General features: G+C 39.7%; 12 protein-coding genes. 6 read left to right on the top strand and 6 right to left on the bottom strand.

What is annotated here, in order from left to right; translation table 11 throughout:
* The first annotated feature begins 86 nt into the window (after positions 1-86).
* Both R2Q80_RS18355 and R2Q80_RS18350 read left to right on the top strand, forming a co-directional pair.
* Positions 87-860 (top strand): FKBP-type peptidyl-prolyl cis-trans isomerase, encoded by a 774-nt coding sequence (locus R2Q80_RS18355; protein WP_316801002.1) that lies wholly within the window; start codon positions 87-89, stop codon positions 858-860.
* Positions 861-920: 60 nt separating this feature from the next.
* Positions 921-1,097, top strand: a complete 177-nt coding sequence (locus tag R2Q80_RS18350) for a hypothetical protein (protein WP_316801001.1) — start codon at positions 921-923, stop codon at positions 1,095-1,097.
* Positions 1,098-1,185: 88 nt separating this feature from the next.
* On the opposite strand, the gene R2Q80_RS18345 is transcribed toward R2Q80_RS18350, so the two are convergent.
* Both R2Q80_RS18345 and recF read right to left on the bottom strand, forming a co-directional pair.
* A complete protein-coding gene (locus R2Q80_RS18345; protein ID WP_316801000.1) occupies positions 1,186-1,476 on the bottom strand; it encodes a DUF721 domain-containing protein in 291 nt (96 codons plus the stop codon).
* Positions 1,469-2,572: a DNA replication/repair protein RecF gene (recF, locus tag R2Q80_RS18340; RefSeq protein ID WP_316800999.1), complete on the bottom strand. Its 1,104-nt coding sequence runs from the start codon at positions 2,570-2,572 to the stop codon at positions 1,469-1,471. Before recF ends, R2Q80_RS18345 begins: the two co-directional genes overlap by 8 nt.
* Positions 2,573-2,615: 43 nt before the next feature.
* Between recF and R2Q80_RS18335 the strand changes: the two genes are divergently transcribed.
* The gene (locus R2Q80_RS18335; RefSeq protein ID WP_316800998.1) at positions 2,616-3,089 is read left to right on the top strand and encodes a hypothetical protein; all 474 of its coding nucleotides are present in this window, start codon (positions 2,616-2,618) and stop codon (positions 3,087-3,089) included.
* Between the two features lie 121 nt (positions 3,090-3,210).
* Positions 3,211-3,876 (top strand): tetratricopeptide repeat protein, encoded by a 666-nt coding sequence (locus tag R2Q80_RS18330; RefSeq protein WP_316800997.1) that lies wholly within the window; start codon positions 3,211-3,213, stop codon positions 3,874-3,876.
* A 113-nt stretch (positions 3,877-3,989) separates the two neighbouring features.
* Here R2Q80_RS18330 and pth read toward each other — a convergent pair whose 3' ends face one another.
* The 3 genes from pth to R2Q80_RS18315 all read right to left on the bottom strand — a co-directional run bounded on the left by pth (position 3,990) and on the right by R2Q80_RS18315 (position 6,240).
* Positions 3,990-4,550 (bottom strand): aminoacyl-tRNA hydrolase, encoded by a 561-nt coding sequence (gene pth / locus R2Q80_RS18325; RefSeq protein WP_316800996.1) that lies wholly within the window; start codon positions 4,548-4,550, stop codon positions 3,990-3,992.
* 79 nt (positions 4,551-4,629) lie between these two features.
* Positions 4,630-5,214, bottom strand: coding sequence for a 50S ribosomal protein L25/general stress protein Ctc (locus R2Q80_RS18320; RefSeq protein ID WP_316800995.1), 585 nt, complete (start codon positions 5,212-5,214; stop codon positions 4,630-4,632).
* 84 nt (positions 5,215-5,298) lie between these two features.
* Positions 5,299-6,240, bottom strand: coding sequence for a ribose-phosphate pyrophosphokinase (locus R2Q80_RS18315; RefSeq protein WP_316800994.1), 942 nt, complete (start codon positions 6,238-6,240; stop codon positions 5,299-5,301).
* A gap of 345 nt (positions 6,241-6,585) precedes the next feature.
* On the opposite strand from R2Q80_RS18315, the gene R2Q80_RS18310 reads away from it, so the two are divergent.
* The gene (locus R2Q80_RS18310; protein WP_316800993.1) at positions 6,586-9,612 is read left to right on the top strand and encodes a DUF2723 domain-containing protein; all 3,027 of its coding nucleotides are present in this window, start codon (positions 6,586-6,588) and stop codon (positions 9,610-9,612) included.
* Positions 9,613-9,838: 226 nt separating this feature from the next.
* On the top strand, positions 9,839-12,880 hold the full coding sequence (locus R2Q80_RS18305; protein ID WP_316800992.1) for a DUF2723 domain-containing protein: 3,042 nt from the start codon (positions 9,839-9,841) through the stop codon (positions 12,878-12,880).
* Between the two features lie 90 nt (positions 12,881-12,970).
* On the opposite strand, the gene R2Q80_RS18300 is transcribed toward R2Q80_RS18305, so the two are convergent.
* Positions 12,971-13,789 carry a hypothetical protein gene (locus R2Q80_RS18300; RefSeq protein ID WP_316800991.1) on the bottom strand — a complete coding sequence of 273 codons (819 nt, stop codon included), beginning with the start codon at positions 13,787-13,789 and terminating at the stop codon, positions 12,971-12,973.
* Positions 13,790-13,856 lie beyond the last annotated feature (67 nt).

Here is a 13,856-nt window from a genome sequence, read left to right as displayed (position 1 = left end):
GGGTTTTATTGTTTTAGCATTTTTGTATCTTTCGCCTCGAAATAATCCAACCAATTAATCGTTAGCAATAACAACAATCACACATAATGAAAAAATTTTTCTTGGCGGCTTGTTTATCAGGATTAGCCGTTACATCCTATGCACAAACCAAAACAGTAGCAAAAAAACCTGTTGCAAAAAAAACCAGCCTGGCAACGAAAGCTAAACCTGCCGCCACTCTTGGATTAAAATCAGGTCTTGACTCTACAAGTTATGCTTTTGGAACATCCATAGGATCAAGCCTTAAATCAACAGGCCTCTCCACATTAAATTATGATCTTTTACTAAAAGGATTAAAAGATGCATTCAATGGCGCAAAGACTACCCTTACGCAGGAGCAGGCACAACAATGCATCAATGAAGCCATCTCAAAAGCATCTTTTGTAAAAAACAAGGCTGAAGCCGAAGCAAATAAAATTAAATATGCACCCATGATAAAAGAAGGACAAACATTTTTAGAGGAAAACAAAAAACGCGCTGGTGTTCACACTACTGCAAGCGGGTTACAATATGAAGTTTTAACTCAGGGAACAGGAATTAAGCCTGCAGCTACTGATTCAGTTCTTGTACACTATAAAGGTACTTTATTGAATGGTAAACAGTTCGATAGCTCTTATGATAGAGGCGAGCCAATCAGCTTTCCGTTAAACAGGGTAATTGCGGGATGGACCGAAGGAGTTCAATTAATGCCTGCTGGTTCCAAATACAAATTCTTTATCCCATACAACCTGGCTTATGGCGAACGTGGCGCTGGTGCAGATATTCCACCATACAGCGCGCTGATATTTGAGGTTGAGTTATTGAAGGTTAACGGCAAATAATACGCCTATTAAAACTTTTTTCTGACACTAATGTTAGGACTATACAAATTGACATTAATTATGAAAAGAGTATTACCTTTAGCACTGATCGCATTTTTATGCACTACCTTATCAAGTTGTGAACTTGTAGGAGGTATTTTTAAAGCCGGCGTTTGGTCGGGTATTATTATAGTTGTAGTAGTGGTTGCATTACTGATATGGATTCTTGCAAAAGTTTTCGGAGGCGGTAAAAGCTAGTTTGAGATCATTCAATACAAACAATTACAAGATATAAGTACAAAAAGTAAAGGGGCTGATAAATTATTCATTTATCAGCCCCTTTTTATTAAAGAAAAATCATTTCCACAATTACCTCGCTGCCTGCATGCTCATTAAGCTTTTGGATAATCCCCTGCCGCACCATAACCAGTTCGTTTTTAATCACTGATGATTCTATTCTGATAAACAACTTCTTATCACGAATATAAATTTGGGTAGTTCGGTTAGCAATTGCGGTCCCCATAATTTCCGGCCAAATCGCAACAATTGATGTTTCATCGAATTTTCGACGCAGTCGGTACACGTCCAGCATCTTGCTAACGGCATCTTTCATGGTAATATCATTTGGTTTACGCATTTTTTATCTGTCCTTCTGTTACTTCGAATATAGTCACTTGTACTGCAATCTCTTCAAAAATAGATTTAACTCTTTCCATCCCGGTATCTGTAATAAATATTTGCCCAAAATCATGGTGAGATACCATCTGCATTAACTTCTGTACCCTTTTATCGTCAAGCTTGTCAAAAATATCATCAAGCAAAAGAATAGGCTTGAAACCCTTGTTTTTCGACAAATAAGCATATTGCGCAAGCTTTAAAGCGATAAGGAAGGATTTCTGTTGCCCCTGCGAACCAAATTTCTTAAGCGGCATTTCGCTAATGGTAAAAACCAGCTCATCTTTATGTATCCCTGTAGTAGTACGCTCCAGAACACGATCCTTTTCAACAGCTTTTTTTAACAGCTCCTCAAAAGCAGTGTCATTCAGCTGAGATTGATACAGAACTTCTACAAGTTCTTTACTTTCGGTAAGGTAGTTATAATATTGGCTAAACAATGGAATAAATTCATCCATGAAAGCTTTTCTTGTCGCAAAAATCCTTTTGCCGGCCACTACCAGTTGTTCATCCAGTATTTCCAGCAACGTCGGATCATACCTGCGCGTGATAGCAACCTGCTTCAGGAATGAATTCCTGTTTTGAAGGATACGGTTATAAATAATTAACTGATCCAGGTATTGTGAATCAGTTTGCGAAATTACATTGTCAATAAATTTCCGGCGCTCCTCACTGCCCTCCATAATCAGGTTAACATCATACGGAGAAACCATTACAACAGGGAAAAGTCCTATATGATCAGCCAGCTTTTCATATTCCTTTTTATTCCGCTTGAATTGTTTTTTCTGATTCCGCTTTACACCACAACTGATCTTGTCATTCTTTTCGTTACGATCAAAATCTCCCTGAATCATAAAAACCTCTTCGCCGGTTTTAATCTGTTGGGTATCGATAGGGTTAAAGTAACTTTTACACAAACAGAGATAATGAATCGCATCAAGCATATTGGTTTTGCCTGATCCATTGTCTCCGGTAAAAACGTTTACGGTTTCTGAGAAACGAACATCCGCGTCACCATAATTCTTGAAATTTAAAAGGGTAAGATTCTTTAACCACATAGATATGTCACAAATTTACCGTTTTTTAACCTGTTAATATCCAATGTTAAAAATTAAGGTTGATAAGACTAAAAAAAATTGTACTTTCATTGCAAGTATAAACGATATGGTTGCACAAAAAATGCTCGAGGGTAACGTTCTTTGGTCATACGATCATGAGCTTACTGAAGATAAAAGCTTAAACTGGTACGAAAAAATTGCAGGTCTCTTTTCATTTTTAAAACCCATACATAAACATGAAGGAAATATCCTGCTGGCGTCCAATGGTATTTTTATTACCGGTGATAAACAACTGGAATTGCCCATATCGCACATCGAGGAAGTTTACATGGGTTTCGATGAACTTTTCCCTCCTTCTGCCGTAAAAAACTTTGGCTTATTCTGGCAACCCCTACGCATCAGGTCAACCATAAGCCGTTCTGAAAGTCAGACTGTATACCTGGTCATTAATCATTCGGGCATATTCAGCGATAATCAAACCTGGTTTAATGCACTCATCAGCTTGCTGCGCAAATAATCTTTTATTATTTGATTTTCACACCACGCTAATCCATTAACGATTAATTAAATACTTCAAAATAAAGGTTGATACTTTGATTGAAAAATGTATTTTTGCAATCTTAATTTTTTAAACAAACATGTCTACAACAGATAATCAGACAATTCAACCCGTTAAAAAAGGTTCTTTCTTACAGGAAAATAACAAGAGCATATTGTTCATTACAGGTGCTGTAGTTTTATTAATCTTAGTATATCTTTGGTATCAGGGTGTATATTTAAAAGGCCGTGCTGAAGAGGCTGCCAGCAAAATGTACAAAGCCGAGCAATATATTGGTGTAGACTCATTATCTAATAAAGCCATCAAAGGTGGAAGCGGATATGAAGGCTTAGAGCAAATTGCCAAAGAATACGACAATACTAAATCAGCAAACTTAGCTAACTTATACCTTGGGGGCATTTACTTACGTAAAGGTGAATACAAACAGGCTGTAGATGCATTAAGCAAATATAGTGCTACAGGTAGCCCTGTTGCTGATCCATTGGCTTTAGGTTTATTAGGTGATGCTTACAGCGAATTAAAAGATTTTAAACAAGCAGCAACTTACTATAAGAAGGCCGCTGATAAAGCGAGTAAGTTTACTTCCCCTATGTTCCTTAAAAAATTAGGCCTGGTAAACGAAAACCTTAAAGATTTTAACGGAGCAGTTGATGCTTATACTAAAATCAAAACACAATACCCTGAAAGTGCCGAAGCTCAGTTAGTTGATGCTTACATCGCACGGGCACAGGAACAAGTTAAATAATCATTAACTCACTATAATACTGGAAGACCATCGGAAGATGGTCTTTTTTTTGTTTATAAGCTCAGCTAATCGCCATTTCCCTTTCTAAAAAGCCTGGCTAGGCACTTTCTGATTTACTTATTGAAAGCAGTCATCGTATGTGCCGGCCCTACAGTAACAAAGCTTTTAATCAGGTCAACACTCTTATCAATCAATGCCGGAAGTTCCGGTTCTTCATTTTTATCAAACAGTCCTAATACGAAGTCTACCTGCCGGCCTTTAGGATAGTCGTTACCAATGCCGAAACGCAAACGTGCATAATTTTGCCCCCCACAAACTTCCTCGATGCTCTTAAGACCATTATGACCAGCACTCGAGCCCTGCAGTTTCAACCGAAGCTTACCAAGCGGCAATGCCAGATCATCAACAATAACCAAAACATGCTCTGGTGCAATCTTAAGCTCCTTCATCCAGTAATTCACAGCCTTCCCACTCAAATTCATAAATGTAGTGGGCTTAATCACATGCAGCTTTTTACCTTTATAACTCACTTCAGCATAATAAGCCAAACGAACATTATCAAAGCTTCCGTTTAAACCTTTAACCAATTCATCCGCAATATCGAAGCCAATATTGTGACGGGTATGTGCATAATCAGGGCCAATATTACCTAAGCCAACTATAAGATACTTCATGCCGCAAAGGTAAAAAAAAACGGTGCAAAATTCATTTTGCACCGTTTAATCCTGTAAACAGGAATACTTAAAAAGCTAACTATTTCTTTCCTTTAGCAGCTTCAGTTTCTGCTTGTTTTAATGCTCTTGACATTGCAACGGAAACGATAGTATCTTCAGGAGTGTTGGTAACTGTATAACCTTCAACTTTAAGGTCACGAACGCGGAATAAATTTCCAACTTCTAACTTCTCTAAGCTCACTTCAACATTTTGTGGCATGTTTGCAGGTAAAGCTTTAACACGAAGTTTACGTAATTTCTGAATTAATTTACCCCCCATTTTAACACCTGGAGAAGTTCCTGTTAATTTAACCGGAATTTCCATGATGATTTCTTTGTCATCAAATAACTGAAGAAAATCGATGTGCAATAATACATCAGTCAATGGGTGATATTGAGTGTCTTTTACGATAGCTTTAGTTTTAGCTCCGTTAACATCAATCTCAACAAAGTTTACTTCCGGAGTGTAAATAACATCTCTTAAATCAGCAATAACCACAGATAAGTGTTTTTGCTCTGTTCCACCATACAATACCGCAGGAACCTTACCTTCGTAACGAAGTTCCTTGGCATCGCGTTTCCCTACGTTCTCTCTTGGAGAACCGCTAATAGCGATTGTTTTCATTTTATATATATTTATTTATTAGTAATAAGCATTGCGTTCGGGTATCAGGCCTAAACCTTTTAACCTTAACGTTCTGCCTAAATATTAAACTCTAAACAGGTCACTGATCGAACCGTGCTCATTCACATTGGCAATTGCCCTCGCAAATAAATTCGCGGTACTCAAAACCCTGATTTTTCCACTCTCCCGTTTTAAAGGTATTGTATCTGTAACAATCAATTCAGTTAAAACCGAATTTTCAACCGTTTCAATTGCCTTACCCGATAATACAGCATGTGTACAAACCGCTCTCACACTGGCTGCACCATTCTCCATAATCAAAGCTGCCGCTTTTGATAATGTACCCGCAGTGTCGCAAATATCGTCAATTAAAACCACATCCTGCCCTGTCACATCGCCAATGATCGACATCGACTCAATTTCATTCGCGCGCTTACGGCGTTTATCACAAATAATCACCTCTGCGTTGAAAAATTTCGCAAAGGTACGGGCCCTGTACGAACCACCCATATCCGGAGAGGCAATCGTTAAATTTTTTAACCCCAGGCTCTTGATGTAAGGGACAAATATAACCGATCCATCTAAGTGATCTACCGGTATATCAAAAAACCCCTGAATCTGGGCTGCATGCAAATCCATCGTCATAATACGGTGAATACCAGCAGACTTCAATAAATTAGCAACTAACTTAGCACCTATCGCCACACGTGGCTTATCCTTTCTATCCTGACGGGCCAAACCATAATAAGGAACAACTGCAGTAATGTAATGTGCCGACGCGCGTTTAGCTGCATCAACCATCAACAAAAGCTCCATTAAATTATCACTTGGCTGGTAAGTAGACTGGATAAGAAAAACATCGCAGCCGCGTATAGATTCATCAAAAGAAGGTTGAAACTCACCATCACTGAATTTGTGGATGGTTACATCACCAAGTGGTTTACCGTATTGCTCGGCAATTTTAAGTGATAGTCCTCTTGAACCTGTTCCGGAGAATAATTTTACCGGGTTAAACTGCAATGGCATGATCCGTGTAGTTTACGGTTAAAAAAAATCGGATCATATCTGTTAAGATACGATCCGAACTAAAATTTAGTTGTCCGACCTGGATTCGAACCAAGACAAACGGTACCAAAAACCGTTGTACTACCCTTATACTATCGGACAAACTTTCAAATTTTCTTTTGAGATTACCTCCTCAAAAGCGAATGCAAATGTAGGCAGCATATTTTAATTATGCAAGAGTGTATTTAAAAAAAATTAAAATTTATTGCTAACTGATTGAAGATCAAAAAATATTTTTTCTTCCATGCAACGCTGCGTTTCAAATTCCGACTATTAACAATAACCTATAACTGATTAACTGAAACTATGACTTATTCTAAAATTAATAACCTCGCCGGATGGATTTGTTTCTTCATCGCCGCAATAACCTACACCCTCACCATGGATCAATCGGTAAGTTTTTGGGATTGTGGTGAATTTATCGCCTCAGCCTTCCGGTTGCAGGTGGTACACCAGCCCGGAGCCCCCATTGTCTCCATGATCCAGCGAATTTTCTCTACCCTTGCACTAGGAGACAAAACCATGGTCGCATATTTTATCAACCTCTCCTCGGCATTGGCAAGTGCCGCCACCATATTATTCCTGTTCTGGACAATTACCGCACTGGCAAAAAAAACAATCCTTAAACCAGATGAAAAGCTAAGTAACGCACAAATAACCGGCATCATTGCTTCAGGATTGGTAGGTGCCCTGGCTTATGCATTTTCAGATAGCTTCTGGTTCTCCGCTGTTGAAGCAGAGGTATACGCCATATCCTCATTATTTACAGCCGTCACTTTCTGGGCGATTTTGAAATGGGAATCCCAGGCAAATGAGCCACAAGCAGATCGATGGCTGCTTTTCGTCGCTTATTTAACTGGCTTATCCATTGGCGTACATTTACTGAACCTCCTGGTCATTCCAGCCATCATTTTTGTTTACTATTTCAAAAAAACAGCTTCAGTAAGCTGGCAAAGTATTTTAAAAACATTTCTTTTATCTATCGCCGCACTTGCATTCGTTCAGTTCGGCGTAATACAATTTCTGATTTCGCTGGCCGCCGGCTTCGACTACTTCTTTGTGAATTCAATGAACTTCGCCTTCGGCACGGGAATAATATTTTATTCCCTGTTAGTAGTAGGCGGGCTATTTTATGGCATCAGATATTCCATCATTAAAAACAAACGTACGCTAAATCTGCTACTGCTCTCCGTTTCTCTTATCATTTTCGGATACAGCTCTTTTGCATTACTCATCATCAGGGCGCAGGCGAAGCCTAACCTCAACAATTACAACGTAGACAATGTCTACTCATTTTTAAGGTATGTAGGCCGTGATCAGTACGGCGACCGCCCCTTACTTTACGGTCAAAACTATAACTCACCAAAAACAGATATTCAAACCACAGGACAAATTCTCCGTAAAGGAAAAAACAGATATGAATCAGCGGGAATTAAATCAGAGTATGTATATGCCGACAAAACCCTCGCGCCTAGAATGTATAGCGATAAACCTGAACACATCAGCTTTTATAAAAACTACATGGGCTTCGATGATGAACATAAACCAACCCTTTTAGACAACCTGAAATATATGTTCTCCTTTCAAACTGGACAAATGTACATGCGCTATTTCATGTGGAATTTTGCCGGCAGACAAGACAACCAAGACGGACAACGCGGTGGCCGCGATGGACAATGGTTAAGTGGCATTAAGCCCATTGATGCCTTACGACTGGGAAATCAAAATAACCTACCCCCTTCAATCACCGAAAATAAAGCCTATAACAGATTCTTTTTTCTACCCCTCATCATGGGGATTATTGGTGCACTCTGGCATTTTAAACGCAACCAGAAAGACGCCGGCGTAATTGGCTTACTCTTTGTATTTACAGGGGTAGCCATTGTAGTGTACCTGAATTCTGTTCCCGTAGAACCGCGCGAAAGAGATTATGCTTATGTCGGCTCTTTTTACGCTTTCGCCATATGGATCGGACTGGGCGTTTTAGGCTTGAAAGAATTGGCATCCCGGAAGCTTAAGCCGATGAGAGCAAGCCTTGTTGCCGCCAGCATCGCCTTACTTGCCGCGCCAGTAATCATGGCTAGCCAGGGATGGGATGACCATAATCGTTCTGACAGTCACCTCGCCCACGACATGTCTGTAAATTATCTGAAATCCTGCGCACCGAACGCTATTCTCTTCACTTATGGCGACAACGATACCTATCCTGTTTGGTACGCGCAGGAAGTCGAAAACATTCGTCCGGATGTACGCGTGGTCAATCTGAGTCTTTTTACAGCCGACTGGTATATCGACGGAATGAAAAAGAAACAAAATGCCTCCGCCCCGCTACCCATTTCCATGAAACCCGAACAATATGTGGAAGGTACCAGGGATATCATCTATTACCAGGACTATAAAATTAACCAGCATATAGAACTCAAAGAAATTCTGGATATTTTATTATCAGATAACGATGAAGATAAAGTGGTGATGAACGATGGGTCAAAATACAACGTTCTGCCGACAAAAAAACTGAAAATAACGGTAAACCCGAAACAGGTGCTCGATACCGGCACAGTACCCAAAGAAGATGCAGGCAAGATCGCAGATAGCATCCAATGGACATACGATAGCGACTACGTAACTAAAGGTACGCTGGCCCTGTTTGACATCCTGACACACAATAACTGGAAAAGACCAATCTATTTTACAGGTGCCATGCCCGATGCACAGTATATCGGACTAACGAAGTACCTGTATACTGAAGGACTTAATAAAAGATTATTGCCCCTAAAACCCAATCCCACCATTACCGAAGATTTTGACAGGGTGAATACAAAACCACTTTACAAGAACCTGATGCAGGTATATAGCTATGGCAATATGAAATATGCCAATCATTTAGACAGGCAATCGGCCGACGATGTAAACTACATTTCGACCATGTTTAACAGCTTGTTAACAGGTTTAATAAATGAAGGAAAACTGTCGGAAAGTAAAAAAGTCGCCCGTAAATACTTTGAAGTTATTCCGGATAAGTTCTACACCATGCGCCAGGTCATGAGCACTTACTATTTCACAGAAAATCTCTATCGGATGAATGACCTTAACGGCGCAAATGCCTTGATTAATAAATCGGCGGAACACATCAACAAAGAACTAAATTACCTAACCGAATCCTCAGAAACCAACAAACGCCTCGTATCTGAACAGAATATTCGCTTTTACCTGGCCTACCTTGGTCAAATGGTAAAGCTAACCGAAGCATTTAAACAGAATGAAATGAGTAAAAAACTCGAAGAACAGTATAACGGATTCATCACTCGCCTTACACCTTTTGCCGGATCATAGTGCTTAAAACATTTTCACTTCAGCCCACAGGTATGTTTTTAAACTTCACCTGTGGGTTTCCCCGTTTCGTCAAATTAAAATCGCCTTAAATCTTGTGTATTAACCACTAATTGCAGTTAAATTTTGTTAAATCAATCTAAAAAATTACCTGTTTTATCGACTAGAATAGTTAATTTCGGCAGCATTTTTATGTGAACTTTATTTTTTAATATCATTATACAAACCAATGAATTATTCAAAAGTCAATAATATAGTAGGCTGGATCTGCTTTTTAATTGCAACAATAACTTACGTTTTAACTTTAGAGCCATCTGCTAGTTTTTGGGATTGTGGTGAATTTATTGCCTCAGCATTCAGAATGCAGGTTGTACACCAGCCAGGAGCACCACTGTTTTTGATGCTTCAACGCTTCTTCTCTATCTTCGCAGCAGGCGACTTAACCAGAATCGCCTACTGGATGAACGTGGGTTCTGCCGTGTCAAGTGGAGCAACTATTTTATTTCTATTTTGGACAATTACCGCCCTGGCTAAAAAAACCCTTGTTAAAGCTGGAGAAGAGCTTACAACAGCTAAATTAATCAGCATCATGGGTGCGGGAGCTGTAGGTGCTCTCGCTTATACCTATTCCGACAGTTTTTGGTTTTCAGCTGTAGAATCTGAGGTTTACGCGCAATCATCTCTATTTACTGCTATTGTATTTTGGGCAATATTAAAATGGGAAGCACATGCAGATGAGCCACGAGCTGATCGTTGGTTGTTGTTCATAGCCTACATCATGGGACTATCAATTGGTATCCACTTACTAAACTTATTGACTATTCCGGCATTAGCCTTTGTTTATTATTTCAAAAGAACTGAAAAAGCCACCGCTACCGGTGTAATTAAAACCCTGATCGTAGGAATATTAATACTGGCGGTTATCCAGTACGGTATCATTCAGTACCTGGTTTCATTCGGCGCTTACTTTGATTTATTCTTTGTAAACACATTAGGAATGGGCTTCGGAACAGGGGTACTATTCTTCGCCATACTGCTTATCGCCGCATTAGTATTCGGAATTAAATATTCAATAAAACACCAGAAGAAACTTTTAAACTTAGGTTTAATTTCTACCGTTTTAATCATTTTCGGATATGCTTCTTTCTCCATGATTATCATTAGGGCTAAGGCAGATCCAAATCTAAATAACAGTGCACCTAAAGATGCTTTTTCATTTTTAAGCTACCTGAACCGTGAGCAATATGGCGACAGACCTTTGCTGTTCGGGCCAAACTATAACTCTGAACGCGTAGGCGTTACTGACGATGGTAAAACTATCTGGAGAAAAGGTAAAGACAAATACGAAGTTGCAGGCAAGAAAACAGATTACGAGTATAACAACAATACGTTATTACCACGTATGTATAGTGACGATGCCCGCCACGCCGGCTTCTACAAAGAATGGATGCACTTAGATGATGCCAAAAATCCAAATCTGGTTGATAATGTTGGATTTTTATTCAGCTATCAGATCGGCTACATGTACATGCGTTATTTCATGTGGAATTTTGCTGGCCGCCAGAATGATGAGCAAGGTCAGGGAAGTGGTTACGAAGGCGAATGGATCAGCGGTATCAAGCCAATCGATGCCCTTCGTCAGGGATCTCAGGCAAATCTGCCGCCCTCAACGGTCGACAATAATGCTTACAACCGCTTCTTTTTCTTACCATTGATTATCGGCTTACTTGGAGCTGTTTGGCACTTCAAACGCAACCAGAAAGATGCGGGTGTGGTTGCCTTATTATTCTTCTTTACGGGTATAGCCATTGTATTGTACCTCAACCAAAAGCCATTGGAACCACGCGAGCGTGATTACGCTTATGTAGGATCATTTTATGCCTTTGCCATCTGGATTGGTTTAGGCGTTCTTGCAATTTCTGACTGGCTTTTCAAAAAATTAACTCCTACAACCGGTGCGATAGGTGCAACGGTTTTAGGCTTATTAGCCGCTCCGGTGATTATGGCCGAGCAAGGTTGGGATGACCACGACCGTTCAACAAAACTGGTGCCACATGATATCGCTTTGGATTACCTGCAATCCTGTGCGCCGAATGCCATCTTATTTACTTATGGCGACAACGATACTTACCCGCTTTGGTATATTCAGGAAGTTGAAAACGTTCGCCCTGATGTACGCATCGTAAATTTAAGCTTATTCGATACCGATTGGTACATCAATGGCTTAAGGCAAAAACAAAATGAGTCTGCACCATTACCAATCACCATGAAACCTGAACAATATGTACAGGGTGAACGTGATGTAATGCCATATGACGATTATAAAATCGCAGGTGCAATAGAACTTAAAAATATAGTTGATTTATTATTATCTCCAAATGATGATGATAAAGTAGCCATGCAGGATGGAACAAAATCAAACTTCCTGCCAACCAAAAACCTTAAAATTACCATTAACCCTCAGGAAGTAGTGCGTACAGGAACAGTGCCGGCAGCTGATGCTTCGAAAATTGTTCCTGAAATGGACTGGACTTTCAACAAAGGTTATGTGACAAAGGGAACTTTAGCCATGTTTGATATCCTAGCACACAATAACTGGAAACGTCCGATTTATTTCGCTTCAACGGTTCCTTCAGAGCAGTATATCGGTTTAGACAAGTACCTGTATAGCGAAGGACTTGCATTACGCTTATTGCCTTTAAAACCAGATACCACAACCACAGAAGACAAAGCAGAACAACTAAATACACCTGCCTTGTATACTAATGTGATGACGAAGTTTAAATGGGGTAACATGAAAACAGCCAGGTATCTCGACCCACAATCATCTGATGATACCTTCATTTTCACAAACATCTTTAGTAACTTAACAGGAAGCTTAATCAAAGAAGGTAAACTGGGTGAAGCTAAAAAGGTCGTAGATAAATACTATGATGTAATGCCGCAGAAATTCTTTGGTATTCGTACAGTGGTGGTGAAATTCTACATGGCTGAAAACTTATATAAATTAGGAGAAACGGCCAGAGCGAATGAGATTGTAACACAGTCTGGCGATTATATCAATAAAGAACTTAGCCATTTGGCAGATGTCTCCCAAACCAAAGGCTTAACAGGTTCTCAAAACATTCAAACCGGACTATACTATCTGGATCGAATGATCAGAACAAGTAAAGCTGCTGGCCAGGAAAAGGTGAGCAATAACCTGCAAAAGATATTCACCGGTTTAGAAAGCCGTTTATCGATGTTTTTTCCGCAGCAATCTCCTCAATAGGAACTACAAATAATGTATTAAAGCAGCTGTAATTGATTACAGCTGCTTTTTTTTTGAAATTTAGAGTCAACTTTCTCTCTTATTAAATCATCAATCCTCAACAACCCAGCTCAGGGCCTCCTCTTCCTCTGCTATTACAGCTTTTTTGCCTGGTTGAGCAACAAAATCAACTACAACTCCGTCTTTTAAATGCAGTGCATGTATAATCTTACAAACGAAATACTTCTTATCGCCCGAATACCCCGATCCTCCAATATTAAAACGAATTCCCATAACGAAAACTAACGCCTTATCGCCGTCGTGATTCAGTTTGATAGGCAATACAGTTTTCGGAAATTGTTCCTGATCTAAGGGAACAATCAGATCTTTAATCTTGATAATCTCATATGCTTCGTTTCCACCCAGATCGAAATGAAAGCCACGTACCTGCAAACAGGCTTTAACTGCTTTGGGATGCGGCTTTATCAGCTCACGCGTCTTTTTCTTTGATATAATCAGTTTAACCAAGCCATCCGGCTCAATCTGAAGCGCCGGAAGACTTCGGAACACATCTTCAAAAGGCTTTGATTTATTGAATTCAAATCCCTGAAGCAAGGCAATATTGCCATCAGCAAGTTTCTTATTGCCTGTATGTTCAGGAGGAATAGTGTTAAAAATCGACACTAACTGTTTGTTAAGCCGATTCACCAGGCCATCGTTTCCATAAAACTCAACCAATGGTGCAAATGCTTTGCGAAGCTGTGCAGCAGTCTTACTGGCCGAACCAAAATCCTGGCTGCTTTTTTTACTGTTTTCCGACTGCTTTTTGTCTGAGACATTCTGCCTCATTACATACTTGCCATTGCGCTCGTAAGCGACAAGATCGCCCAGCTTCCCTTTAATTTTGATCACTCCGTTTTGTATAGCCATAATTTTTTTATATTAGCATAGTAAAAAGGGATGATCACTAAATTTAATCAATCAGATTACAATTCCA

Source organism: Pedobacter frigidisoli (assembly GCF_032678525.1).
GTDB classification, from domain to species: domain Bacteria; phylum Bacteroidota; class Bacteroidia; order Sphingobacteriales; family Sphingobacteriaceae; genus Pedobacter; species Pedobacter frigidisoli_A.
The sequence above is the reverse complement of the archived record's forward strand: the minus strand, read 5'-3'. Positions and strand labels throughout refer to the sequence as shown.